The organism is Nocardia sp. NBC_00881, assembly GCF_045207455.1.
Taxonomy (GTDB): domain Bacteria; phylum Actinomycetota; class Actinomycetes; order Mycobacteriales; family Mycobacteriaceae; genus Nocardia.
In genome coordinates this window covers 4,004,577-4,028,259 of the sequence record NZ_CP108798.1, presented here as the reverse complement: position 1 = coordinate 4,028,259, position 23,683 = coordinate 4,004,577, and the positions used below count along the sequence as shown (strand labels likewise).

Genomic DNA, 23,683 nt, shown 5'->3' with positions numbered 1-23,683 from the left:
GGTCATCGAGAGGTCCTCCCGTTTCGTTGTGTGGGCGCAGGATCGAGAGGACCGCTCACTTCGCCGCGCAGGCCCAGCACGACACGCTCACCCTCGATAGGCACCAGCTCGACCTCGACGGGGCCGCACTCGGGTTCGAAACGCTGGGAGGTCCCGGCCGCCACGTTCAGCCGCATGCCGTGGGCGTCCTGACGATCGAAGTCCAAGCCGGGATTGGCCTCGGCGAAGTGGTAGTGCGAGCCCACTTGGATCGGACGCTTTCCGGGGTTGGACACATCCACCTTCCTCGTCGAATCCTTCAACTTCTCATTGAATTCGATCGGCGGCTCCCCGTCGGGGTACTCCACCTTTCCCGGATGCACCGGTTGCACCGTCGTGTCCTGAACGGGTTCGACCATCAGCATGTGTACTGGCCCAGAGGGGTGAGCCGCCTGGTGTGGCTGGATAGGGTTGGTGATCGTCACGAGTTTCGTGCCATCAGGGAAGGTCGCCTCCACCTGGACGTCCTTGATCATCTCCGGGACACCTTCCATCAGCTGATCACGACATAGCTGCTGACGACCGGAGTCCATGATGTCCTGTACGAGCGTCCCCGCCCGCGCCTCTTCGTAGACGTACACCGTCAGCAGCGCCACCGCTTCCGGGTAATTCAGCTTCAGGCCACGTTCTTGGCGTCGGCGGGCCACGTCCGCCGCTACATGGATGAGCAGGCGCTCCTGCTCATGCGGAGTCAGATGCATGTCGTCCCTCTCTACTTCTTCCATGACCGGCAGCACACCCACACGACATACGCCCAGACGGCACCGGTATCGGGGTCGCGTCCGCTGCGGTGGCACATGACGGCTACTGGCAATCGACGGCAGGCTGGGCAGAACATCGGCAGGCAGTGCGGAGATGCTGGACTGTCACTCGATAATCGGGACTGTCACTCGACAATCAGAATGAAGACTCGGTCTTGGTCAGCAGCTCGAGGCCACGGAAGAGACGGCCCCGCGCGATCAACGGAATAGCGGATAATTTGTGCGGCAACGGTTTCGCCCTGCCGAGCGCCCCGCAAGCGGCATGAGCGCTCACTCCAATCGAACTGTGGCCAGCACCTGGCGGGGAAGACTGCCAAATCGCACGCTCAGCAGGCCATCACCTGACGACCGGACATCTCATCGCGCAACCGGTCAGAGGTGGTCTCTGAAACGGGGAACGCGACGACTGATGTCGGCACTGGTTACAGAACAGGAAATGGCGATAATCGCCTTGCCCCAGAACGGCTTTCGCATTGCCATAGTCTGGAGTGAGTGAAGACTTCGGCATAACCGATGCTGGGAGACATCTAAATCCCCTGTCCCGTTCGGCGTGGAAAGAAGGTGTGCGCTCTGCCTGCCGTACTCGAACTCGTTGCCGTACAAAATTCTACAGTGCGCAACGGAGATCGGTACTGAGAATCCGTAGCGCCGGCCAACATCGACGCCTGGCACCAGCTCCGGCAGATCGAGAACAGCTTCCCAGAAGCCCACCTGACAGATGTTCGCCAACTTAACCGTCAGCAACCAGATCGGAGATCAAACCTACTGAAGCATAGAGACATCCGGCCTCGCGTACCCGATGAGCGCCGAATTCCCGTCGTCGCGGCACGCGCGGGAGATGCAGTCCTTCGACGCGGACATCCACAACCACGCGTCGATCTGGACGCCCGGACCGGCATGCGATCACTCGATTGTTACGTAACACCCTGCGCTGCAAGCGATCTCGTAACGAGCTTGTCCTTGGCGTACCACCGCATACCGACCCATCAGCCCTGTCGAGGTCACCGACGGGTTTGGCATCACCCAAGCTCACTGCGGCATAGCTCGAGTGGCTGTTTGCCCCCTGACACATCTGAACTGACACACATATGGAAGCGGCTTCAAAATCACTCGCCGACCTCGAGGTTCCCGTGCTGCGACTCGAACAACAGCAGGCGATCGCGGTTGTGTTGGCAGAACGCGAGCAGCGCATCGTATCCCTGCGTGCGGCACTTCGGGCTGAAGAAGAGGGGCGTGATGTGCTGGCAGAAGCATTGGTCACAGGTGTTGTCAGGGTCGACGGGATGTAGTCGGCGGCATCCTCGGCAGGCGCCGCGCGTGAAGAAGCCGGATCGTTCACCCGAGGCCGGCCCAGTGCTGTTACTCGGATGGAGGGCACGGTCATGCGCCCGCTACCGAGGTCTTCCGTGAGTGTCGCGGGTGGGTATTCCGTGTTGGCGGAGTGCGGTCAGGATGGTGGTGTGGGCTACGCCGAGATGCTGTCCGACGCGGGTGAGGGACCATCCGAGCTTGGTAGAGGTGGACGGCGGTCTCGACTTGGTCGGGGGACAGGCCGCGGCGGCGCATGGGCACATGGTGCCGGTGGAGGATGGTGCTGACCGTGCGCCGTTCGATACTGAATCGGGCGGCCAGTTCATACACGGTGGATCCGGTCTGGTACCCGGTGATCAGTTCCGCGATTCGGTCGGCGTCGAGTTGCCGTGCCCGTCGCGGTTTGGGCCGCTTCACAGGCGGCTGGGCGGTTGTTGTGGTGTCGGGCAGCTTCTGGATCAGGGTCTCCAGGGCTTCTACCTGCGTTTTCGTGTTGTAGTAAGGTCCCCCAAGGTCCACCGACGCGTCTTGGACACGTGACGCCGAATTGATTCGGTTTCGTTATGCAGGTCGACTCGGTCGGCGCCTGATCAGGACTTGCCGCACGGATGTCAGTGTGTGGTTCCACGAGTTCGTTGACGGGCTGGGTGGGTACCCAACCGGGCGGCGCTCACATGCAGCGCTGCTCGGCAACCACCCACCTCGGTTCCTGCTAGCCGTAGACCGGGGTCACCCATTCGGAGTGATCGACGAAGGGGTTGCGGTTGCGCTGGACCGGTCGTAGATGATCTGGTTGCGGCGCTGCTCGCTGTTGTCGGACGGGTGGCCGACCGCTCTGGTGGCGGCGAAGCACTATCGAACCGCACGGGACGGCCCAGGGGTCATCGTTTGCCCTTAAGCCGATGAAATGCCGGGTGACCCGCGAGTGCACGTTCGATCGCGACGGCTGTGATCGCACGGCCGGATTGTCCTGGGCTGCACGAGCGGCGAAGTTCGTCCCGGAGGTCCGAGGCTGTCATCGGCTCCGGTGCGGGCAAGCAGGCGAGCCGCACCCTCGACGAGTTATTCGGCAAGATCGTCGAGGTCAACGCCAGGTCGCCGACGACGCGCGGCGTCCCGTTCGGGAACGCGGGCAGCTCGGGGTTACCGGCGAGCATCACCTTGTAGGCTGCGCGGAGCGCATCGAACCCGACGCCGGCGGTGCCTTGGTAGTACATTGTCGCCCCGGATTCGTAGAGGGCGAGGATCCCGTCGATGTCGCCGACGGTTGCCCGTTCGAGCCACAGTCGGCCGAGGTCTTCCGGTTTCCATGCCTTCTCCCGCGTTCTCGCCGCGTCTTAGCCGGTGTGAGGCGGAACGTCCGTGGGCGCCTGGGCGAGGTTCTGCGAGAACATGTACTTGAAGATCTTCCAAGAGCCGTCGACGTTCTTCAGCACGAACAGTTCGCGGAAGTAAGACTTGGTCTCTTGGCCGTTGGCGACGTGAACGACATCGACCGGTTGCTCGGAGCGGACGATCGCCATCCCGTCGAGCTCTACGACGTCGACGATCTGCAGCTCTACCTTCATGGCGATGGTCGCGAAGGTGTCGTCATAGAACTGGGAGATGGCCGCCCGGCCAGACAAGCTGGGGATCTGGTCGGGGACGATCTCGGCATCATCGGTATAGAGGGCCAGAATGCTGGACTTGTCCCCGGCCTGCAACGCGATTCCGTATGCCGTCACGGTGTCGGACGGACTTGAACTGCTGGACATGCTGATTCCCTTCTTCGACGGTTCGGTGGGTGCGGCGCAGTGGGCGCCGACGGTTGTCAGGCCGCCGCGGCATCGACGCGGAGCGGAGCAAGGGCACGGCTCTACGCGACGAGTTGGTCGAGCATCGCCTCGAAATTCTCAAAGTCGGTAAGGCCTGCGGGCTCAGTAGGCGACGGTGAACCGGCGGCCGGTGTGCTGCGGCCGTTCGATCTCGTCGACCACCGCGACGGCGAAGTCCTCAGTGGAGATGCGGCTCTCTCCCGCGTCGTCGGTCAGCAGGTCGTCGGCGGCCGTGCGGTAGGTCCCGGTGCGATCGCCCGGCTCGATCTGGGCGGGCGGGGTGACGTTGGTCCACTGGACGTCGGAGACCGTGCGGTAGTAGTCCAGGGCATCGCCGTGTGCGTGCATGATCTGCAGCAGGAACTCGGGCAGGCCCTCGGCGTCCCACACCTGCTTGCCGTCCGGGGTACGCAGCGAGCCGGCGCCGCCGACGGCGATCAGCCGGGGTGTGTCCGTGCCCAGCGAGCGGAGGCCCTCCACCAGCGCCTCGGCCGCGGGTTTGATCGTGGCGATGGCGCCCGGGCCGTCGCCGCCACCGACCGCGCTGACCAGCACGTCCTGGCCTTTGGCCGCGGCCACGACTGATGCGGCGTCGAGCACGTCGCCCTCACTGACCGTCAGGTTTTCGTGGTCCGTGCTGATCTTGGCCGGGTTTCGGACGACCGCGGTGACCTCGTGTCCGCGGCTCAGGGCTTCCGCCACGATGCGGCTGCCGATCGTTCCGTTGGCTCCGAAGACGGCGATTCTTGCCATTTCTGCTCCTCCTTGGGGTTCTTGCTTGTAGTTTTCCGTCGTTCTGGGTGTGTGAACAGGTACATTGGCGACCAGTCATGGTGAAAAACAGACATCCGATCCCGCTGATCGGGTTCGCGCCGCCCGAGGGCACGCCGCTGCCCGGGCTCGAGGTGATGACGCTCGCCGTGCTGGCGGCCCGCGCCGGCTCCGTCGACCTGAGTGCACCTCAGCGGCCGGAGTTTCACCTGCTCTTCGCGGTCACCGGCGGCACGCTGTGGCACAGCGTGGACTTCACCGCGTACCGGGTCGGCGCGGGTTCGGTCCTCTGGGTGCGACCGGGGCAGGTCCAGCAGTTCGGCGACTTGACCGCGGCCGACGGCGTGCTGGCCGTGTTCCAGGCCAGTTCGGTCGATCCGGCGACTGCGGCCGCCGCGCGGCTGGACGACCCGTTTGGCCGTGCCGTCGCCTCGGCCGCGGACCCCGGCACGGTCGCGCTGCAGCGGTCCCTCGCTCACCTGGCCGCGGAGTTCGCCGATGCGGGAGGCCTGCCGGTGGACGCCCGGCGCGACGTTCTACGCAATCTGCTCGCCGTCGTCGCGGTGCGGGTGGCCGCGCTGTGTGCTCAGCGGGTGAGCGCGGCCGACACCACCTTCGTCCGGTTCCGCGCCCTGGTCGAACGGGACTTCGCCCGTACTCGGCAGGTCGGGGACTACGCCGGCGCGCTCGGCTATTCCGCCCGCACGCTGAGCCGAGCGACCCAGGCCGCGGCCGGTGTCGGCGCGAAGGAGTTCATCGATCGCCGGGTCACCCTCGAGGCGAAACGGCTGCTCGCGCACGCCGACCTGCCCGCGGCTTCGATCGCGACCCGCCTGGGCTTTGCCGACCCGACCAACTTCGCCAAGTTCTTCCAGCACCGGACCGGGCTGCCGCCGGGCGCCTTCCGGGCGTCCGTCCGTTAGTCGCGCAGGTCCAGGCCGATGTCGAGGGCCGACGCGCCGGACGAGGGAACGGCTGTTCCAGGTCACTACACGGTCGGTTCATGCGGCGATGGTGGTTGCCTCCTCGATTTCGTTCACCACTTCACCCTCGGCTCGCTGGGCGGCGATCTGCTCCTCGAACTCGGACCGGACGATCTTGTCGAGCTGACGGGCCCGAGTGGCCCCCACCCCGAGTCGGACGCGCAACGTGTCAGCGGATATCGGCTTCTGGTGAGCCGCACGGTGAGCCGCGTCTTCTCGCCGGGCCTGAGCCAAAATAGCCTCCGGCATGCGCCCAACGACCGCTCGCACGTCACCTTGCTGCGGGAGGTCCTCATCGAGCTCGGGCCTCGTCTCCGGCGCACCCTCATCCGAGTCCGCATGAACAGCCGGCTCAGGTCGATCGAATTCGCGTGCGACCGGCACACGACTCGTGGCGCCAATCGCTTGCAAGAGGCCAGGGCCGACCTCCGACAATCCGATCAGGAGGAGTGGTCCGACCGCGTCGAACGCCGCCTTACCGAACTCGCCCGCGACGAGAGGCTCTGCCACGTTCAGCGCGAGAGTGACCACGCTGGCGAAGATCAGCAGCCGGCGAGCAGGCCGCAGCACCTCCGGCGAAGCACCGGTGAACGCCAGGTGCCGCGTGCCGAGCAGAAGCCCAAGGATCGAAAGGTCAACTGCGGGAGCGACCAGCGGGGCGACCCAGGCAGGAACGCCGAGCCGGAGGGCGAGGTCGAGGACGTTGCCGAAGCCGAACATGAAGGTGAGGCCGACGACGACGCCCATGATCACCCGAACCTGATCGAGTCGACATAGCTGCGCGACGGGTCATCGGGCACCACCTGCTTCGACGCGCGGACGCCCGTGGGTGTCTCGGGTGGGGACGCCGCGTTCGCGGAGCTTGTTCAGCACGGTGGTGTGGTTGACGCCGAGGTGGTCGCCAACTCGGGCCAGGGACCAGCCGAAGTTGTAGAGGTGGATGGCGTCGTCGACCTGCTCAGGGGAGAGGCCGCGGCGGCGCATGGGCACCTCGTGTCGGTGGAGGATATTGCTGACCGTGCGTCGTTCGATGCCGAATCGGTCGGCCAGTTCGTAGACGGTTGCTCCGGCCTGGTAGCCGGTGATCAGCTCAGCGACTTGGTCGGCGTCGAGTTGCCGTGCCCGCTGGGGTTTGGCCCGTTCCACGGGTGGCGGTGCCGGTGTAGTGGTGTCGGGTAGCTTCCGGATCAGGTTTTCCAGGGCTTCTACCTGTGGTTCAGGGCTTCTACCTGCGCTTTTAGGGTTGTAGTAAGGTCACCCAAGGTTCACCGTAAACGTGCAGGTCAGGGCACTGATCGTCACTGCGGATCCGTTCTTGTGTCACCATCGTGTCACCAGAACGATTTCTGGCACGCATCTCAGGGCGTTTCCGACCAGGAGACACCTTCCTATGCTCACACCCCGCCCCAGGCGCCGTTCCGACGGTTCGATCGCCTGGCAGGTCCAGTTCCAGTACTACGACGAGGGCGGCGTCCGTCGCCGCTCTTCGGAGACTTTCGACGACTACGCCGCCGAGCGCTGGGCGGAGCTGGTCGACAAGATCGGCCTTACCGAGGCGCTGAAAGTCCGTGAGACGCAGCGCGACACCGGATCGGGTGGCGTGCTGCTGATCGACTGGCTGACCCGTTACGTCGACCGGCTCATCGGTATCCAGGACGACGGCCGCCGCAAGTACCACGCCTACATCCGCAACGACATCGCCCCGTTCTTCGGCTCCCTTCCTATCGACGCCTTCACGCAGGATCTCGACGTGGCGTGGATCGTGTACCTGGAACAGGACAAGGGCAACGCTCCCAAGACCATCCACAACAAGCATGGGTTCCTGTCCGCCGGTCTGCGGGCTGCCATGTTGGAGCGGCCGGTCCCGTTGATCTCCTATAACCCGTGCGCGGGCATGCGGCTACCGCGTCAGGACGCGCCGGAGATCGACATTTTCGACAATGACGAGTGGGAGCTGTTCGAGCAGCTGCTCGCGCCTCGGTGGCGCCTGAATCCCCCCGGCTTGTCTGGAGACTTTGATGTTCCCCCGGTTTTTGGGAGTTGGTTTGCTTGACTCTTGGTCACGATGTCGTCGAAGGAGACTTGTTCGTGCCAAGGCGTTATCCCGAGGAGTTCCGCCGCAAGGTTCTGGATTTGGTTGCTGCCGGTCGCCCGGTCGCGCAGGTAGCCGCGGATCTGGGCATCAGCGATCAGACGATCTACGTGTGGCGCAAGCAGGAGCTGATCGACACCGGCCAGGTATCGGGTGCGACGCGCGCGGAGCAGGCTGAGCTATCTGCCGCCAAGCGGCGCATCCGAGAGCTTGAGCAGGAGGTCGCGATCCTGCGACGTGCTCGTGAGCTGCTGAAAGAGCAGGACGGCGACCCAAAAGGCGATATGCGGCCATAGCGACGATGGCGACCGAGGGCTTGCCGGTGCAGGCCGCGTGCCGGCTTCTCGGTGTCTCCGAATCCGGGTACTACCATTGGCATTCCCGGCCGCTGTCGCAGCGGGCGATCCGGCATGTTTGGCTGACCGATCAGATTCGTGCCGTGCACTCGGCATCGCGTGGCACCTACGGCGCTCATCGGGTGCATGCCGAGCTGACCCTCGGGCTCGGCATCGAGGTCGGCCACAACCAGGTCGAGATGCTGATGGCCCGCGCTGGGATCAAGGGCCTGCCCGGCAACCGGCGCCCGAGACCGAAACATCAGACCCCGACCGCAGGTGATCTGATCAACCGGTCCTTCACATGCTCGCAGCCAAATCAGTTGTGGGTCACCGATATAACCGAGCACCCCACTCGCGAGGGCAAGGTGTATTGCGCGGTCGTTCTCGACACCTATTCGCGGCGCGTGGTCGGCTGGTCGATCGATTCGACCCAGACCGCAGCACTGGTCACCAACGCGCTCGGGATGGCGATCGCGAACCGCTCACCCAAGCCCGGCACGATCATCCATTCCGATCACGGGGTGCAATTCACCTCCTGGGCCTTCACCGACCGCGCTCGCAAGTCCGGGCTTGTTCCGTCGATGGGCTCGATCGGTGACTGCTATGACAACGCCGTCATCGAATCCTTTTGGGGCAGAATGCAAACCGAACTTCTCAACCGGCAACGCTGGAAAACTCGGATCGAACTGGCCAACGCGATCTTCGAGTACCTCGAAATCTTCCACAACCGGCGTCGCCGCCACTCCGCCCTGGGCATGCGGACCCCGATCGAGTACGAGATGATGCAACCGTCCATCCAACCCGTGGCCTGAAGTCAAGTATCCCGACTCCACGAAACCGGGGGAACATCACTCTGAGATTCGGCCTCCCCACTCGGCGCGATCCAGTTCCTCGACTCTCGGCCAGGATCGTGTTGTAGCGCTTCACTTTCCAGGTGTGGCGTGGGCCCGCCCCTTCGAGGATGCAACCTGCTGGTGTGAGTCGAGTCGCGGCCGCGAATGCAGCTGGGACGACCGGAAGCTGGGCGCGCCCGCCATGCCTATGGCAGTTCCACTGCGAAGCCCGACCCGTCCTGACCACACCGGCGCTATCGTAGAGGTACCCGTGGGGGAGGAACACGATGGTATCGGTGACGCTGTACCGCTATTCGTTCAATTTCCGCTATGCCCTGAACGACCGGCAGATGGCGGGTTTCGACCCGGGCCGGGCATTCGTCGAGATCTATGCCGTCGACACGCCCGAAGGCCGGGACGAGCGCGGGTGGACCTGTCTCGACCGGAGGACGGCGACGCGGAGTATCCGGGTCGAGGCCACCGACGGGGAATCCGCCGCGTGGGCCCGGGCCCAGACCGCCGCGCTGGATGCACTGTGGACCGCCGAACAGCAGCTCGTCCACGATCTCGGCATGCGGATCGAGGGCGGTTTCTCACCCGGACTGCGGCGTGGTTCCGGCTGGTCGGCGGCCCGCCGCCGCAGCCGGACCGCGTCACGGCAGGCATTCGACAGACTCGAACAGCGGCTGCACGACATCGCCGAGCGCTATCGCCCCGTCCGCGAGCAGATCGAGCCCCGCGTGCACGAGGCCGACGCACGCGCACAGGAAGAACAGGCACGACTCTGGAAAGCCCAGCGCGAGCGGGAAAAACGCGATGACCGCTTCACCGAGCTGGCGGCCCAGACCCGATGGAGCTACCGCGTCACCGAATCCGACCGAACCGTCCACGTCTTTCGCGCCGATGACTCGACCCTGACCACCGGCGAACTGATCGACGAGCTCCAGCGCCCCACGCACCACCTCACCGGCTACACCGTGCACTGGGCCGCCGCCGATCGCGCCGAGATCGAGCACGTCAGCGGCGCGGATTTCACAACCTGGTGGGCCGTAGTAGCTCCCGGCCACTGGAACGATTCCCGGCGCATCCCGTCCCGCCCGCCGACCCGTTCCGGCCCATACATCGGCGGCCACTCCAGCTACGGCGGCGGAACTTCCTGCGGTGGCGGCTTCTCCTCCTGTGGTGGCGGCTTCTGACGCGACGGCGTGCGGCCGACGCACACGATGATCCACCTCATTCGGTCAATGACCTTCTGTGCACAAGGTTTGGTCTGCAAACGCGGTGACTCGGTCTACGAACCTGGTCGCCGCTCGTCGGCGTGGACGAAGGTGGTCTCGAGGCTCACGACCGAGGCCGTGATCGTCGGCGCGGTCCCTGGCAATGGTGCCAACGCCACCACCTTCGGCGGCCTGGTCTTGGCCGGGCACGCCCCTACTGGTAATGCGTGATGTTCCAACCTGCGGAGTTGTCAGTGATCACGCAGTGTCGCGCGGCGAACCAGCTCGGCGACGTAGATGCTGGGGAGGCCGAACCTGAAGACGAAACTTCTTCCGCTGCAACGCAACAGTCCAACACTGCGCGACAATGACGCGGGCCCGAGAGTGGTCTCGGAGACGTCCCATAATGCCGATTATGTAGCGATCGGGTGCTGGCCCCCGAGCTAGCATTTCCGTTGCCTGCTGCGGCGCTCAGCCTTCCGGCGAACTTCTTTGCGCGCAGCAGCTTTGACGGTTACTGGAGATCGACGATCACGCCTGCGTCCCTGAGCTGGGTAGCCACATTCAAGGCCTCGTCGCTGTCGAACGAGCCGACCGATACCTGTGCGCCATGTATGACATCGTCTATGGCGCGTTTCGAATCGCTGAGTGAGCAGGAGAGCAGTTCCCTGTAGGCCTTCACCTCCGAGAGCTCATTTGCGGGGTCTAGACCTGTCAGAACGACCTCCAGCCTTTTCTGTGCCTCGATGGGTTCCGGCGTTCCAGCGACGGGCTGTTCAGACATTGATACCCCTTCGAGTACTGCGCCGTTGGCAAGCGGCGAATAGCCAGCTGACCCACAAACGAAACGTCAGAGGCTAACCAACCACCCACAGCGAGCGTTCGGAAAACGATCGTTGTCCGGACGGAGTTGCCGCTCACAATCGGGTACCTCCCCGCATCCGCTCATTGGGGCACCATCCCTTCTGCAGCCCGAACAGATAGGGTTGTTGTCTCTCGGTTCCGGTGGGTGCATGGCCCGCATCGCGTGCCACTAGATGGCCAGCATGAGTATTGCCAGCCCCACCGGGCCGAGGGCCGCAGACCGGCATCAGGGACATGCCCCGCGCACGCAGAGGGCCGATCAATGAGCTTCCGGCGACGGCCCTCGCTTCCGGAGAGGCAGCGCATCGACCTCGAAGGAGATTGTTGGTGTTCGCTGGCTGGGACTGGGGCACTGTTGCCCACGACGTGACCGTGATCGACGATGCCGGCGGCAAAGTCGAGAGGTTCGCGCCGCCACACACCGAAGACGGCATCGCGCGGGCATTGGCTCGCCTGGCCACTCACGGTGATCCCGGCACGCTGCCGGTAGCGATCGAAACCACCCGCGGGCTGGTCGTGGACCGGTTGCTGGCCGCCGGGCACCCGGTAATCCCGGTCCATCCCAACGCTTTTCACGCTGCCCGTCCCCGCTGGGGTGCTGCCCGCGCCAAGAACGACCCAGGCGATTCGTTCAAACTGGCCGACTACATCCGCACCGATATCCACCGGCTGCCGACCCTGGCCCCCACGCTGGCGCAGACCTTGGAACTGCAGGCGCTGACCCGCCAGCGCGGCGATCACCTGGGCTTGCGGATCGCCGCGGTCAACCAGCTCTCCGCCCTGCTGGACGCGCATTGGCCCGGCGGCAGAACAATCTTCGCCAACCTGCACTCGCCGATCGCATTGGCATTCCTGGATCGCTATCCCAACCCCGAGTCGGCCGCCTCGCTCACCGCTGCCCGTCTCGAGGCGTTCTGCCGTCGGCGCAGCTACAGCGGTCGACGCTGCGGCGCTGAGTTGCTGGCCCGGCTGCGGGACGCACCGACCTCGGCCAGCCGCCTCGGCCAACCGATCATCGCGCAACTCATCCGCGCACAGGTCGCGGCCGTTCGGTCGCTGCAGACCAGCCTCGACCAGCTCGACACCGTGATCGCCGAAGCCGCCACGGCCCACCCGTATGCCCGGCTGCTGGCTGACCTGCCGCGCATCGGCGTGCTCAACCTGGCCCAAATCATCGGTGAGATCGGCCCAATCCTGGAGCGCGCCAACAGTTTCGACCAGCTCGCCGCCGAAACCGGTCTCGCACCGGTCACCAGGGCCTCCGGCAAGACCCACACCGTCGCGTTCCGCCACGCCACCAACCACCACGCCCGCCAAGCCCTGGTCACCTGGATCGACAACAGCCGCAGAGCCAGCGACTGGGCCGACCAGCGCTACACCGCCGCCCGCCAACGCGGCCAACGACACCCCCACGCCATCCGAACCCTCGGACGAGCCTGGCTGCGCATCATCTGGGCCTGCTGGCGCACCAAAACCGCCTACGACCCCGGCAAGCATCAACCAGGTCAACGACCGATCGCCGCGTAGGGGTTGACTCAGGGAACTCATGCCGCGGAGCGCGCGACCCGAGGTCGCGAAAAATGGCCGACGAACGCACGGATCTGCCGATGTGCGTGCACTGCGCCTTGTCCCGGTCTGCAACCCTGACGGTGCGGGCCACGAACGTGACGTGTGTCACTTCGTGTCAGATCCGGGGGGTGTGGCGTGTCTTGAGGGCATGACTGATTTCAACGCCATTACCAAGGTGGTCGTGATCGGCGGCGGTTACGCCGGTGCCGTAGCGGCCAATCGGCTGCGTCTGCGTCGCGATATCGAGATCACGCTGGTCAATCCGCGCCCGCAGTTCGTCGAGCGGATGCGGTTGCACCAGTTCGTGGCCGGTACCCACGAGGCCGCTATCGGCTACGACATGCTGCTCGGCGCGGGGGTGCGGTTGGTCGTGGATCGTGCTGTCCGCATCGATACCGCTGCTCGCAGGGTGGAACTGGGTTCGGGGCGCGTGCTCGGGTACGACTATGTGGTCTACGCGGTCGGCAGCACCGCCGCGGTGCCCACGGCGGTGCCCGGTGCCACCGAATTCGCCTATTCGATCGCTGAATTCGAACACGCCCAGCGGCTGCGCGCGGCGCTGGCGGACGTGCCCGCTCAGGCGCCGATTGTCGTCGTCGGCGGCGGGCTCACCGGCATCGAGACCGCCGCCGAACTCGCGGAGCAGGGCCGTACCGTGACACTGGTGGGTGGCGGTAAGTTGGCGGCGAACTTCTCGAATCCGGCCCGGCGGTCGGTGTCGAAGTGGTTGTCCGAGAACGGAGTAGAGGTGCGTGAGCAAGCGCGGGTGCGCGAGGTGCTGCGCGACGGGGTCTTCTTGGCCGACGGCGATGTGCTGCCCAGTGCTATCACGATCTGGACCGCCGGATTCGGGGTGCCCGAGCTGGCTGCACGCAGCGGGCTCCGCACCGACGAGCTCGGCCGGTTGCTGACCGACGAGACGCTGACCAGTATCGACGACGATCGCATCGTCGCCGCCGGGGACGCGGTCGCGCCCTCGGGCCGCCCGCTGCGGATGAGCTGCTATGCCGCCCAACCGTTGGGCGCCCAGGCCGCCGCCAATGTGCTGGCCCGCATCGCTGGGGAGGAACCCGCCGTGCTGGACGTGGCCTTCACCGCATGCACCGTCGGTTTGGGGCGCCGCGCGGGTGCGATGCAGTTCAGCCGGCGCGACGACGCACCCGTGCCGATGTACATCGGCGGGCGAGCGGCTGGGTGGATCAAGGAGCGGGTGGGTCTCGCGGGTCCGATCGGGACCATTCGGAAGGAGGCCCGCAAGCCCGGCGCGATCCCGAACTTCATGGGCTTGGGCAGGCGCAAGGATTTGAGCGCAGCCGAGCCGCAGGGGGTCCCGCGGCCATGACCTCGACCGATGAGCACACCGAGCGTTTCGTCCACTTGCGGCCACTGCTGTTCACCATCGCCTACGAAATCCTGGGCTCGGCAACCGAAGCCGACGACGTGCTCCAGGACAGCTATCTACGGTGGCGGCGGGTGGACCTGGCCACGGTCCGGGACACGAAGTCTTATCTGGCCCAGCTCGTCACGCGGCAGGCGCTGAATACGTTGCGGGCCAGCGCCAGTCGCCGCGAGGATTACGTCGGCCCATGGCTACCCGAGCCGCTGCTGCTCACCGACGGCGACGCCTCGAGCGATGTGGTACTCACCGAATCGGTCTCGATGGGGATGCTGGTGGTGCTGGAAACGCTCACCCCCACCGAGCGGGCGGTCTTCGTGCTGCGTGAGGTCTTCGGCTTCGACTACGACGAGATCGCATCCGCAACAGGCAAATCCGTCGACGCCGTGCATCAGACGGCCCGCCGCGCCCGCAACCACGTGCAAGCCCGGCGCAAGCGGTACGGCCCCGTCGACACCGCCCGAACCGCCGCGGTCACCGAACGATTCATCACCGCCGCGACCACCGGGGACCTGGATGGCTTGTTGTCGCTGCTCGCGCCCGATATTACCTGGACCACCGACAGCGGCGGCAAGGTGACCGCGCTGCCGGAACTGGTCATGGTCGGCGCCGAGCGGGTGGGCGCGATTCTCATGGCGGTCTTCCGATACGCGCAGCGGCGACCGCAGGTACGCATCGAGACAATGAACTGCAACAGCCAACCAGCACTCGCGTGCTACATCGACGACAAACTGGAAGCCCTCCTCGTCTTCGACATCGCCGACGACAAGATCATCAACGGCTACGGCATCCGCAACCCCGACAAACTGGCCGCCCTCGGAATCCCCCGCGCAATCAGTCGCACCGAAACACCCACGGCGTAACCCCTACCCCGCACACGGTGCCGACATCCCATAATGCCGCATACCGCGGTGATGTGGATCTTGGTGCTGTCAGTGACAGGTGCTCAGTCCGCCTCGAATAGGTGGGCAAGAACACCAGCTCCACATCGTTGGCCGCGGGCGGGCACGCCACGGCGGCGCATCGGTACTTCGTGCCTGTGGAGGATATTGCTGACCGTGCGCCGTTCGATACCAATCGGGCAGCCAGTTCATACACGAGCACCATCGACCATCCCGAACTATCAGGGCTCGGTGCGCAGCTTCTGCGTCTACATCACCTCGCCGGACTACCAGTGGCCGGCGGAGTGCGAGCACAGGTTCGACACACATCCGATCCCGATATGCCATGAGTGGAAAACCGCGGTTCACCTGCGAGACTACGAGGGTCGGCCCGCATGCCGACCGATGGCTTAACGTCGAGATTGGCGGATGTGTCGGAAAGCAGGTGGGACTTGAACCCCTTAGACAATGTCTCATGTGGTTGATTTCGCGAGTTTCTTATAGCAGGTCAGTGTCGCGGCGAGGGTGAGGAAGGCGAGGAAGTGGGTGGCCTTGTGGTCGTAGCGGATGTTGAGGCGGTGGTAGCCGGTCAACCAGGAGATCGTGCGCTCGATCACCCACCGGTGGCGTCCGAGGCGCTGGGAGGATTCGATGCCTTTGCGGGCGATGCGGACGCCGATGCCGCGGTCTCGCACCCATTGCCGGAGTTCGGCCGTGTCGTATGCCTTGTCGGCGTGCAGCTTACCGGGTTTGCGTCGGCGCGGACCGCGCCGCGACCGGATGGCTGGGACCGCTTTAACCAGCGGCCGCAGCGCTTCGGCGTCGTTGGTGTTGGCCGCCGAAACACCCACCGACAGAGGGATTCCCGCGCGGTCGGACAGGACGTGAAGCTTCGAGCCGGGCTTGCCGCGATCGACTGGGCTCGGACCGGTCAAAGGTCCCCCTTTTTCGCCCGAACACTCGCTGCGTCGATCACCGCCCGCGACCAGTCGATCAAGCCTCGGCTGCCCAGCTCGTCCAGGACGGCGTTGTGTAAACGCCGCCACAGTCCGGCCTCGGTCCACACGCTGAACCGGCGGTGCGCCGTGGGCACCGTAACCCCGAACGACGGCGGCAGCATCCGCCACGCACAACCACTGACCAGCACGAACACCACCGCCGTGAACACTGCACGCTCGTCGGCCGGGGCGGTGCCACCACCCTGCGGACGCGCAGTGAACTCCGGAAGCAACGGCTCTACCAAAGCCCACAACTCGTCCGGAACAAGACGTTTCGACAACTCATCGACCACGAGTCGAACATCATGCAGCACAGCCGATTCCGGCACAACACAAACCAATCACAACCACGTAAGACACAGTCTTAGTTCGGCGAATTCGCTGGCGATGTGTGTTCGATCACGTCGAATTTATGTCATTCGATGTGGGGAACAAGGGGTAATCAGTGTACGGCTGGGATTATTTAATCCCATTTAATTTCCGCTGACGCCATCAATTGCATTCAGGGCCTCTACTACTTCGCCTTCGTAAAATCCTGTTCGATAGCGTGTTTCAGGCTCTCCCAGAGCTTCAAAAGCGGCTCTCAACAGCTTCGGATACATGGCCGCGATCGACTTGGGTAAGTATCTCACGATATCGCTCGGTGATTCGGGTTCTTCCTCGGCGACAGAAGAGCGGCCCGGCGAGGTCGGATCGTTGATTTCCTCATCGAGGATAACGAGCTTAACCCGGGTAGGAGCTGTGATCTGAGATGGCACCGATCGGGCGAGTTGTTTCAGATAATCGCCGTTCTTCGGATTCCATCCCAACTCGACCATCGGTTCTCGGGGCACATTAGCCAGCTCTAATGTTAGCTGCCGAATAACCTGGAAATTTTCTGCGCTGACGAGATGCTCTCGATAACGTCCGGGGTTCGGTGCTGACATCTTCTCCGGGTCCTTCCTGTCAATCCAAGTCATTGTCACAGGCCGTCGAAGTACTCGCGTCCGTCCTTTGGCGTGAACACGGTTCCTCCATCTCCATCCTCGATGACTACAGCACCTTTCTCCGGATCCCAATATGCCGTTCGGCCCCTGGGGAGATGCTTTACCTCCGTCGGTACCTCGCGCCGCGCCTACCTTCAGCCGTTCCGAGCGGCCGTGCACATCCCGGCCCCGCCGCCGAAGCCGCCGACCGCGCGACGGATCGCGGCATGGATCATGACTGATCCCGCGACGATGGATCCCGACGACCGGCGTCGCCTGGACGCGATCCTGGATGCCAGTCCGGAACTGGAATCACTCGCGAACCACGTCCGCGGGTTCGCCGTCATGATGACCGAACTCAAGGGCCGGGAACTCGAACAATGGATGAGCTGCGCCGATGCCGACGATCAGCCTGCGTTGCACTCGTTCGTCCGTGGCCTGCGTCGCGATCAGGACGCGGTCACCGCGGGTCTGACCATGCGCTGGAGCAGCGGAACGGTCGAAGGGCACGTCAACCGGATCAAGATGCTGAAGCGTCAGATGTTCGGCCGGGCCAAGCCCGACCTGCTGAGAAAACGCATTCTGTTGAGCGACTGAGCAACACGGCGATCGACTTCACGAAATTTGGGCCAGATCCTGAATCTTGACCCGCCAGTTCGGCGGAAGGTTGACCCACCCTGGGTTTCAGTCGTTGGTTTTGGCCGCGGGGACGCGGCCGAGGTCTCGGTCTTTGAGGCGGTAGCTGTCTCCTTTCATCGAGATGATTTCGGCGTGGTGGACGAGGCGGTCGATCATCGCGGCGGCGGCGGCGACGACGTCGTCGCCGAAGACCTCGCCCCATCGGCCGAAGGGTTTGTTGCTGGTGACGATGAGGCTGGCCCGTTCGTAGCGGTAAGACACGAGCTGGAAGAACAGGTTCGCCCCCTCGGCTTCGAGGGGGATGTAGCCGACCTCATCGACGATGATCGACGGAATCCGGCCGAGCTTTATCAACTCCGCCTGCAGTTTTCCGGCTTGGTGTGCCTCGGCCAGCCGGGACACCCATTCCGATGCGGTGGCGAACGCGACCCGGTGACCGGCCTGGCAGGCTCGGATCCCGAGCCCGATCGATACCGAATCGGTCGGCCAGTTCGTAGACGCTTGCTCCGGTCTGGTAGCCGGTGATCAGTTCCGTGACTCGGTCGGCGTCGAGTTGCCGTGCCTCGCTGGGTTTGGCCCGTTTCACGGGCGTCGGGAATCGGTGGGTTGACTGGCGTCGAAGGCTTGGAGAGGTCGAGCGGGTCTGTGTATCGATAGAAACGGTGATCGGTGATCCAAGATCGGCTGCGAGCGAAATCGCCAGCGGTGACCTTGCAGTCCTCCAGCAGCGCACCCAGCGTCCGGCCTGGCCTCCCGCGCGGGCCGGGCCGGACGACATCAATCCACTGTAGGCAGCCGCTCGAGCGTCGCAAGGACCTCCGACGAAGCTACGAGGTCGATCTCGGTCGGATGCCCGCCGCGCCAGCGGTAGTAATCATCGATCTCATCGGTCAGAAACACCGTGTCGAGCCGCTGCGTCTCGTTGTACGAGGCGCCCATGCCGATCTGTAGGCCCGGATCCAGCTCAATGGCGACATACCCTCCGTCCGGCAGCGGGTAGTGCATGCCGAACTCGGTCCCGTTGTCCTGGGGCTTGCCCCGCACCCAACCGCGATTGGTCAGCCCCAGCAAGTGCCCCGGCTCGACATACAATCCCTCGAACCTCGTGAGCCTTCCGGTGGACAGCTCCTCCTCGGTGAACGCCAGAATCGGTCGGCTCAACTGCTCGAAGGGCTGCAGGATCTCGTAGTCGGCAAGAATCTGACCCCAAGCATCGCATTTCTTCGGTTCCATGTGGATCGGATGCGCGAGGCTGAACACCGCGCCCTCGGGCAGTTCGATCGTGTCATCGTTCGCGTCGCTCAAGGTCCCGTCCTCTGCGAACCTGAACCCGATCCGGCCATCAGCGGTCTCTGCCTGCCAGATCATGCGCTTGGCCAGATGCCGCATGAGCGGGTGGCGCACGAAGAACCGCTCGAACTCCTCGCGGTTCCAGCTGCGAGCGTTGACCATCGCGGCTTCGAGCCGCCGGATTTGATCGCCGGCAACCGCCCGAAGTTCCTTCTTCAAATCGCCGAACCGCTTGTACGCAGCCTCGGAGGCCTCCGGATCGTCCTTCGCACCCGGCTTCGGAAGGCTCTTGCGGCGCTTCCCGTCCTCGTCGGTGACGTACGGCTTGAGCTGTTCGTCGAACAACACCCTGAACCGCCGCGGCCCATATTCCAGCACGAGCGCACCGTCTTCCCCGAGCCCGAAATCAGGCACGAGCCGATCCGCGAGCTGCTCCCGAGTGAGCCCGAGCCGAGCGGCGATGACCTCGATCTGCTTTCCGGCCTCCGCCTTGATTGCCTTGAATTTCGCACGGAGGGCGACGTTCTGCATTGCGAGGAGCGCCGATTCGCTGCCGATCCTGCCGAGCACTTGCAGCGCGGCAACCGCATGGTGATGGCGGTTCAGACCCGGCCATTCGTGGATGAGCAGTGCGAGTCGACACACGGTCTCATCGTCACCGAACCAGCAGAGCTGGTCCAGTGCCCAGCGGTCCTTCGCCGGAGCGCCGGCCGAATCCCAGTGCTCGAACAATTTCCAGGAGAACGCTCGAAGCGATTCGAGATCGCAGGTCTCAGCGAGCACCTCCACTCCGCGGTCGGCAGTGTCGAGTTCGGCGATCGACAGTACTGAGATCAGATGCAGCACCGAAGTCCTGGGAAGTGCTGCGGTTCGGTCCTTAATCGCGACCTGCGGAAGCAGCCGAGGATTCACCCAGGCGCCGATGCCAGGCTTCTTCGCCGGTCGAGTCTCGACCGGGCCTTGCTCGAGGACTACGCGGATCGCGGCGGCGACCTGCTCGCCGTAGTGCCCCGCCGCGTCGATGATTGTTTGCGATCCTTGCCGCTCCGCGATATGGATCAGGGCGGCCACAGCTGCGGTGCGTCGTTTCTTCTCGCCTCCAACGGCATCGGGCACAAGGAGGATCGCACCGGTCGCCCCATGGCGGTCAAGCCAGGCGGCGCCTTCCGCTCGCTCCACCTTCAGGTCCGCGAACCAGTGGGCTGCCGTCCGGGCTGCGGCGAGCGACACGATGGGCCCCAGGCAATCGCCCTCTCGTCGAGTGTCCGCGATGTACTTGACGATTCGGTCCGTGACCGCGCCCCCGTAACGAAGCAGGATCGCATGGATGAACGACCGGACCTCCCCCCGGCGATTGGCCTTCAGCTCACCCTTCCACCGCTCCAGGAGCGGATCGGCGAACTCGGAAGGCCCATAGGCGAGCATCCGGCAGACGTAGTCAGGCCTGTAACACCGGGAGACATGCTCCGCCATGAGATCCCACCTCGGGATGTGCCCCCTCGGCTCGAATTCGGCGGCACACTCGGCGAATCGCTGCTTCTCCCCCTCAGCCCATTCCAGCCTCGGATCGTCTTCGACGCCGAGACCCCGGATCACGGTCGGACTCGACTTCGGAGTATCTGCGAGCCACGGCGGCGCGACGAGCAGCGCCGGCAGCGATTCCGCAGCGGCCTCCGGCAGCGCGTCCGGATCTTCCACGAGTCCTTTGATTCTCGACTGATCGGATTCTCCAAGCTGCGCGAATGCAGGGTCGAACCACTCCTGCGGCACCTCGCTGAGCACGGCCGCCAAGTGCTCGCGCCCGGCAGGGGCTGCGACCGGATACCGGGCCGCCGCTGTCCGCATCATCCGCACCGGGAATCGCCGGGCGGCGGCACAGGCCGCCTCTAGAACGAACCGATCGCCGATACGGTCGAGCAGGAACGACACCGCCGCATTACTGGGGAGCATCGCGATCGCGGCCAGGACCGCCTGTCGGCTTTTGGTGTCGGGCCCCCGACCGTTGTCAAGCGTCGCCACCAAGGCGGGCAGGCAGTCGACGCCGAGTCGAGCTATCAGCGCGCCGAGCTTCGCAGCCCCGATTTCTCGCGGGCGGAGCGCGATCCCATCGAGCGCCTCCAGCTGGTCGCTGGTTCGAATGAGCGGCCAGAGTCCACCGTCTGTCGCACCTTGGTATCCGATGTATCCCGCACATGCGTCGGCGATCCACTGATCCTCGGCCGGGAACAGTAACGAAGCGCGTTCCAGGAGCGCTTGACCGTGCAGGCGCGAAGCGACAGCTGCTCTGACTTCGCTGTAGAACGCGGGTTCGCACGCCTCGATGGCGCCTCGAAGCCGCTCGGTGACGCGGTACTCCCAGTCGCCCACCACCCCGCCTCGCGCAGCACGTTTCAGCAGCCCGGTGCTTTCGCGCCAGCGCGGCGATTTCCGGAACGGCCAGTGCTCCTCGTACGCGAGTCCGGCTTCCTCGACCACTGCGGCCGCTGCGAACGGAAGGCCGTGCTCGAGCTCCCAGGCATCGATGGTGCTGCTCTCTAGCGTTTCCCGACGGCTTCGGTCGTGGAGGATCATCGAAATGGCGGCAGCGCCGAGCGGATCGGGCTCGCCGTCGAGATATGCCTGCATGGCCTTCGCGAATTCCGCGTTCTCGGGGATTTCGATGGCCAGGTCGATTCTCGAGCGGTGCTGCTGCAATTCGGCGCGCCACAGTTCAGTCGCGCTGGCCGAGGGGAGAGCGCGTCTGCTCCTCAGCCGACCGACCTTCCAGGAAGCCGGGAGCTGGAGGAGGGATTCGTCGGGCAAGGGGTTCGGTGCTACTTTCACACTGGCGACAGTAAACGCGGGGTGTGACACCGGGACCGAATCTGCTTGCGGGGCAGACGGGTCGGGGTCTGTGACCGAACTCTTCTCCAATCCGATCCTCGCTGCGGTAACGCCGTACCAATGTTCCGGTCACCTGGATCTTCCGGCGTTGGCGGCCACGGTCAGGCCGGTTCAGATCAGGCTGTCGTAGATCCCGGGCGCCACGAGCTCGCGATAGATGTCCGAGTCCCGATCGAACGGATCTCCAGTCAGCCGGCGCATGACCGATTCCTCCAACACCGGAGCGAGCTGGTCTTTGTCCAGCACCACGCCGCCGGTGCGGGAAGCGAGGAACTGTGCCGCCGAAGACTTGCCCGACGCCGGGAAACCACAGATCACCAGCGCACCCGATGCCCGGATCGGTTCCGCAGCGTGATGGAGCTGGTCGCGTATCCCGGCGGGAAGAGGGATCGTCTTCTGCTCATCCTTCATACCCGCAGTCCATCACAACACCAGACGCCGATGATCGGGCGTTCCGCCGGTGGTGGCAATTATCAAGTCGTCCGGTCCTCTGCGACCTGCCTGGGGCTGGTGGCGGGAAGCCCCATCTCCGGCACAAGCTCTGAGGGTCGCGGCCGTCTGCGTTATGCGCGTGCCCGCCCGTGCGGATCTCGGGTGAGTATTCCGCGCCGGCGTAGTGCGGCCAGGACGGTGGTGTGGTTGACGTTGAGATGGTTGCCGACGCGTGCGAGTGACCAGCCGAGTTTGTAGAGGTGGATGGCGGAGTCGACCTGGTCGGGGGACAGGCCGCGGCGGCGCATCGGTACCTCGTGCCGGTGGAGGATGTTGCTGACCGTGCGTCGTTCGATGCCGAATCGGGCAGCCAGTTCATACACGGTCGCTACGGCCTGGTAGCCGGTAATCAGCTCCGCGACTCGGTCGGCGTCGAGTTGCCGGGCCCGCTGTGGTTTGGGTCGTTCCACGGGTGGCGGGGCTGGTGTTGTGGTGTCGGGTAGCTTCTGGATCAGGTTTTCCAGGGCTTCTGCCTGCGTTTCTGGGCTTCTACCTGCATCTTTAGGTTTGTAGTAAGGTTCCCCAAGGTCCACTTGAAACCCAGGTCAGGCCCGGTATCGCGCCGGGGCTGACCTGTTTCGTTTGACCCAACCCCACGGTTACCCCACGTTTTCGCTGTTGCCGGTTCGGTGAGGGTGGGTCACCAAATCGGGCAGGACACAAACCGGCCTTCAGCTCATCCTCGCTACCTCGCCAGCCGCGTCACGGATCAGCCGAGCAGGCTGATGGAACCAGCGGCTTCGCAGACTCGCGCAATAGCGAGTCAGGATAACGAGATGCGTTGCAGGGCAGTAGGATCAACGATCTGCGCCGCTTCGGCTCTTTGCCTGAGCCGGGTGCGGCTTCGGGATGCAGACCGTGTACCGGTCGCGGCCCTCGCTGAAACCCCTCGACTACCATTCGCGTCATGAGTGACGACGGGGGGACGCCCACTTCTGGCCAAAACCTCTCGGTGGTGCCCGAGAAGGTGCGCGAGGTCGGGAAGTATGTCTACGAGCTGTCCGAAGCACTGCGCAATGCACTGGACTCTGCCGCGAAGGAGGTCGGCTCGTTGACCGATGGTAGCTGGACCGGCGATGCGGCAACGGAGTTCTTCGAAGGCTGGACCGATGTACGTGACGGTGGCACCCAGATCATGAGCGCTCTGACCGGGATGGCGGAAAAGCTGGGCGTCACAGCCGATAGCTACCAGGCCGGTGACGAGTCCAACGCCGCCGGACTGGATACCTCGAGTTTGGATCTGCCATGAGCTCAGAATTCACCGTCGACCTGGACCATCTCGACGAGATCGTGGCGAAGCTGTCCGGGCTGGCCGGGTTCATCGGAGAGCATCTCGATGAAATCGACGACCGCGTCGCCACCCTGACCGGCACTGGATGGGAAGGTGCCGCCGCGCAGGCTTATGCCGAAGCCCACACCCAATGGGTCACCGCGGCACGCGAATTCGTCGAAGGTGTGAAGGACATGAGCGATGCCGCCAAGGTGGCGCACACCCGCTACACGCGCGCGGTCGATACCAACTACAAAATGTTCAACCAGGGGTAAGC

23 protein-coding genes and 2 pseudogenes are annotated in these 23,683 nt (G+C 64.6%); 13 read left to right on the top strand and 12 right to left on the bottom strand.

Features of this window, described 5'->3' with window-relative positions; all coding sequences use genetic code 11:
• Positions 1-2: 2 nt before the first annotated feature.
• A complete protein-coding gene (locus OH799_RS16700; RefSeq protein ID WP_406281255.1) occupies positions 3-764 on the bottom strand; it encodes an urease subunit gamma in 762 nt (253 codons plus the stop codon).
• Positions 765-1,888: 1,124 nt separating this feature from the next.
• On the opposite strand from OH799_RS16700, the gene OH799_RS16695 reads away from it, so the two are divergent.
• On the top strand, positions 1,889-2,089 hold the full coding sequence (locus OH799_RS16695; protein ID WP_406281253.1) for a restriction endonuclease subunit S: 201 nt from the start codon (positions 1,889-1,891) through the stop codon (positions 2,087-2,089).
• 970 nt (positions 2,090-3,059) lie between these two features.
• On the top strand, positions 3,060-3,278 hold the full coding sequence (locus tag OH799_RS16690) for a hypothetical protein (protein ID WP_406281251.1): 219 nt from the start codon (positions 3,060-3,062) through the stop codon (positions 3,276-3,278).
• A 170-nt stretch (positions 3,279-3,448) separates the two neighbouring features.
• Here the strand turns inward: OH799_RS16690 and OH799_RS16685 are convergent, their stop codons facing one another.
• Positions 3,449-3,865 carry a YybH family protein gene (locus tag OH799_RS16685; RefSeq protein ID WP_406281249.1) on the bottom strand — a complete coding sequence of 139 codons (417 nt, stop codon included), beginning with the start codon at positions 3,863-3,865 and terminating at the stop codon, positions 3,449-3,451.
• A gap of 162 nt (positions 3,866-4,027) precedes the next feature.
• Positions 4,028-4,678: an NAD(P)-dependent oxidoreductase gene (locus OH799_RS16680; protein ID WP_406281247.1), complete on the bottom strand. Its 651-nt coding sequence runs from the start codon at positions 4,676-4,678 to the stop codon at positions 4,028-4,030.
• A 77-nt stretch (positions 4,679-4,755) separates the two neighbouring features.
• Here OH799_RS16680 and OH799_RS16675 point away from each other — a divergent pair, with 77 nt between their 5' ends.
• Entirely contained in the window at positions 4,756-5,619 is an 864-nt protein-coding gene (locus OH799_RS16675; protein WP_406281245.1) for a helix-turn-helix transcriptional regulator, read from the top strand.
• A gap of 78 nt (positions 5,620-5,697) precedes the next feature.
• Here the strand turns inward: OH799_RS16675 and OH799_RS16670 are convergent, their stop codons facing one another.
• On the bottom strand, positions 5,698-6,426 hold the full coding sequence (locus OH799_RS16670) for a hypothetical protein (protein ID WP_406281243.1): 729 nt from the start codon (positions 6,424-6,426) through the stop codon (positions 5,698-5,700).
• Between the two features lie 42 nt (positions 6,427-6,468).
• The gene (locus OH799_RS16665) at positions 6,469-6,825 is read right to left on the bottom strand and encodes a helix-turn-helix domain-containing protein (RefSeq protein WP_406281241.1); all 357 of its coding nucleotides are present in this window, start codon (positions 6,823-6,825) and stop codon (positions 6,469-6,471) included.
• A 244-nt stretch (positions 6,826-7,069) separates the two neighbouring features.
• On the opposite strand from OH799_RS16665, the gene OH799_RS16660 reads away from it, so the two are divergent.
• The 4 genes and pseudogenes from OH799_RS16660 to OH799_RS16645 all read left to right on the top strand — a co-directional run bounded on the left by OH799_RS16660 (position 7,070) and on the right by OH799_RS16645 (position 10,390).
• Positions 7,070-7,732, top strand: a complete 663-nt coding sequence (locus OH799_RS16660) for a hypothetical protein (protein WP_406281239.1) — start codon at positions 7,070-7,072, stop codon at positions 7,730-7,732.
• Between the two features lie 35 nt (positions 7,733-7,767).
• Positions 7,768-8,921 (top strand): annotated as a pseudogene (locus OH799_RS16655) (IS3 family transposase).
• A gap of 308 nt (positions 8,922-9,229) precedes the next feature.
• Positions 9,230-10,138, top strand: coding sequence for a hypothetical protein (locus OH799_RS16650; RefSeq protein ID WP_406281237.1), 909 nt, complete (start codon positions 9,230-9,232; stop codon positions 10,136-10,138).
• 48 nt (positions 10,139-10,186) lie between these two features.
• The gene (locus tag OH799_RS16645) at positions 10,187-10,390 is read left to right on the top strand and encodes a hypothetical protein (RefSeq protein ID WP_406281235.1); all 204 of its coding nucleotides are present in this window, start codon (positions 10,187-10,189) and stop codon (positions 10,388-10,390) included.
• Positions 10,391-10,673: 283 nt separating this feature from the next.
• On the opposite strand, the gene OH799_RS16640 is transcribed toward OH799_RS16645, so the two are convergent.
• Entirely contained in the window at positions 10,674-10,943 is a 270-nt protein-coding gene (locus tag OH799_RS16640; RefSeq protein WP_406281233.1) for a hypothetical protein, read from the bottom strand.
• 407 nt (positions 10,944-11,350) lie between these two features.
• Here OH799_RS16640 and OH799_RS16635 point away from each other — a divergent pair, with 407 nt between their 5' ends.
• The 3 genes from OH799_RS16635 to sigJ all read left to right on the top strand — a co-directional run bounded on the left by OH799_RS16635 (position 11,351) and on the right by sigJ (position 14,851).
• Positions 11,351-12,550, top strand: a complete 1,200-nt coding sequence (locus OH799_RS16635) for an IS110 family transposase (RefSeq protein WP_406272567.1) — start codon at positions 11,351-11,353, stop codon at positions 12,548-12,550.
• A gap of 190 nt (positions 12,551-12,740) precedes the next feature.
• Entirely contained in the window at positions 12,741-13,934 is a 1,194-nt protein-coding gene (locus OH799_RS16630; RefSeq protein ID WP_406281231.1) for an NAD(P)/FAD-dependent oxidoreductase, read from the top strand.
• Positions 13,931-14,851, top strand: a complete 921-nt coding sequence (sigJ, locus tag OH799_RS16625; protein ID WP_406281229.1) for an RNA polymerase sigma factor SigJ — start codon at positions 13,931-13,933, stop codon at positions 14,849-14,851. The genes OH799_RS16630 and sigJ overlap by 4 nt, the downstream gene beginning before the upstream one ends.
• A gap of 491 nt (positions 14,852-15,342) precedes the next feature.
• Here the strand turns inward: sigJ and OH799_RS16620 are convergent.
• Together OH799_RS16620 and OH799_RS16615 are read right to left on the bottom strand one after the other, a co-directional pair.
• A protein-coding gene (locus OH799_RS16620; protein ID WP_406281853.1) for an IS5 family transposase occupies positions 15,343-16,148 on the bottom strand; the annotation gives its coding sequence in 2 pieces (ribosomal slippage) (positions 15,343-15,804 and positions 15,807-16,148; 804 coding nt in all).
• 192 nt (positions 16,149-16,340) lie between these two features.
• Positions 16,341-16,793 carry a hypothetical protein gene (locus OH799_RS16615; protein WP_406281227.1) on the bottom strand — a complete coding sequence of 151 codons (453 nt, stop codon included), beginning with the start codon at positions 16,791-16,793 and terminating at the stop codon, positions 16,341-16,343.
• A gap of 102 nt (positions 16,794-16,895) precedes the next feature.
• Here OH799_RS16615 and OH799_RS16610 point away from each other — a divergent pair, with 102 nt between their 5' ends.
• The gene (locus OH799_RS16610; protein WP_406281225.1) at positions 16,896-17,429 is read left to right on the top strand and encodes a transposase; all 534 of its coding nucleotides are present in this window, start codon (positions 16,896-16,898) and stop codon (positions 17,427-17,429) included.
• An 87-nt stretch (positions 17,430-17,516) separates the two neighbouring features.
• Here the strand turns inward: OH799_RS16610 and OH799_RS16605 are convergent.
• The 4 genes and pseudogenes from OH799_RS16605 to OH799_RS16590 all read right to left on the bottom strand — a co-directional run.
• A pseudogene (locus OH799_RS16605) lies at positions 17,517-17,939 on the bottom strand (ATP-binding protein); the annotation flags it as partial.
• Positions 17,940-18,248: 309 nt separating this feature from the next.
• Positions 18,249-21,584, bottom strand: a complete 3,336-nt coding sequence (locus OH799_RS16600; RefSeq protein ID WP_406281223.1) for a DUF4132 domain-containing protein — start codon at positions 21,582-21,584, stop codon at positions 18,249-18,251.
• A gap of 171 nt (positions 21,585-21,755) precedes the next feature.
• The gene (locus OH799_RS16595) at positions 21,756-22,055 is read right to left on the bottom strand and encodes an AAA family ATPase (protein ID WP_406281221.1); all 300 of its coding nucleotides are present in this window, start codon (positions 22,053-22,055) and stop codon (positions 21,756-21,758) included.
• A 152-nt stretch (positions 22,056-22,207) separates the two neighbouring features.
• Positions 22,208-22,546 carry a hypothetical protein gene (locus tag OH799_RS16590; RefSeq protein WP_406281219.1) on the bottom strand — a complete coding sequence of 113 codons (339 nt, stop codon included), beginning with the start codon at positions 22,544-22,546 and terminating at the stop codon, positions 22,208-22,210.
• A 497-nt stretch (positions 22,547-23,043) separates the two neighbouring features.
• Between OH799_RS16590 and OH799_RS16585 the strand changes: the two genes are divergently transcribed.
• The gene (locus OH799_RS16585; protein ID WP_406281217.1) at positions 23,044-23,385 is read left to right on the top strand and encodes an ESX-1 secretion-associated protein; all 342 of its coding nucleotides are present in this window, start codon (positions 23,044-23,046) and stop codon (positions 23,383-23,385) included.
• Positions 23,382-23,681, top strand: a complete 300-nt coding sequence (locus tag OH799_RS16580) for a WXG100 family type VII secretion target (RefSeq protein ID WP_406281215.1) — start codon at positions 23,382-23,384, stop codon at positions 23,679-23,681. The genes OH799_RS16585 and OH799_RS16580 overlap by 4 nt, the downstream gene beginning before the upstream one ends.
• Positions 23,682-23,683 lie beyond the last annotated feature (2 nt).

What these genes read in the sequence shown, in the direction of transcription:
- OH799_RS16700 (WP_406281255.1), bottom strand. Translation starts at nt 764, where the DNA reads ATGGAAGAAGTAGAGAGGGACGACATGCATCTGACTCCGCATGAGCAG.
- OH799_RS16695 (WP_406281253.1), top strand. Translation starts at nt 1,889, where the DNA reads ATGGAAGCGGCTTCAAAATCACTCGCCGACCTCGAGGTTCCCGTGCTG.
- OH799_RS16685 (WP_406281249.1), bottom strand. Translation starts at nt 3,865, where the DNA reads ATGTCCAGCAGTTCAAGTCCGTCCGACACCGTGACGGCATACGGAATC.
- OH799_RS16680 (WP_406281247.1), bottom strand. Translation starts at nt 4,678, where the DNA reads ATGGCAAGAATCGCCGTCTTCGGAGCCAACGGAACGATCGGCAGCCGC.
- OH799_RS16675 (WP_406281245.1), top strand. Translation starts at nt 4,756, where the DNA reads ATGGTGAAAAACAGACATCCGATCCCGCTGATCGGGTTCGCGCCGCCC.
- OH799_RS16670 (WP_406281243.1), bottom strand. Translation starts at nt 6,426, where the DNA reads ATGGGCGTCGTCGTCGGCCTCACCTTCATGTTCGGCTTCGGCAACGTC.
- OH799_RS16660 (WP_406281239.1), top strand. Translation starts at nt 7,070, where the DNA reads ATGCTCACACCCCGCCCCAGGCGCCGTTCCGACGGTTCGATCGCCTGG.
- OH799_RS16650 (WP_406281237.1), top strand. Translation starts at nt 9,230, where the DNA reads ATGGTATCGGTGACGCTGTACCGCTATTCGTTCAATTTCCGCTATGCC.
- OH799_RS16645 (WP_406281235.1), top strand. Translation starts at nt 10,187, where the DNA reads ATGACCTTCTGTGCACAAGGTTTGGTCTGCAAACGCGGTGACTCGGTC.
- OH799_RS16640 (WP_406281233.1), bottom strand. Translation starts at nt 10,943, where the DNA reads ATGTCTGAACAGCCCGTCGCTGGAACGCCGGAACCCATCGAGGCACAG.
- OH799_RS16630 (WP_406281231.1), top strand. Translation starts at nt 12,741, where the DNA reads ATGACTGATTTCAACGCCATTACCAAGGTGGTCGTGATCGGCGGCGGT.
- sigJ (WP_406281229.1), top strand. Translation starts at nt 13,931, where the DNA reads ATGACCTCGACCGATGAGCACACCGAGCGTTTCGTCCACTTGCGGCCA.
- OH799_RS16615 (WP_406281227.1), bottom strand. Translation starts at nt 16,793, where the DNA reads ATGTCAGCACCGAACCCCGGACGTTATCGAGAGCATCTCGTCAGCGCA.
- OH799_RS16610 (WP_406281225.1), top strand. Translation starts at nt 16,896, where the DNA reads ATGACTACAGCACCTTTCTCCGGATCCCAATATGCCGTTCGGCCCCTG.
- OH799_RS16595 (WP_406281221.1), bottom strand. Translation starts at nt 22,055, where the DNA reads ATGAAGGATGAGCAGAAGACGATCCCTCTTCCCGCCGGGATACGCGAC.
- OH799_RS16585 (WP_406281217.1), top strand. Translation starts at nt 23,044, where the DNA reads ATGAGTGACGACGGGGGGACGCCCACTTCTGGCCAAAACCTCTCGGTG.
- OH799_RS16580 (WP_406281215.1), top strand. Translation starts at nt 23,382, where the DNA reads ATGAGCTCAGAATTCACCGTCGACCTGGACCATCTCGACGAGATCGTG.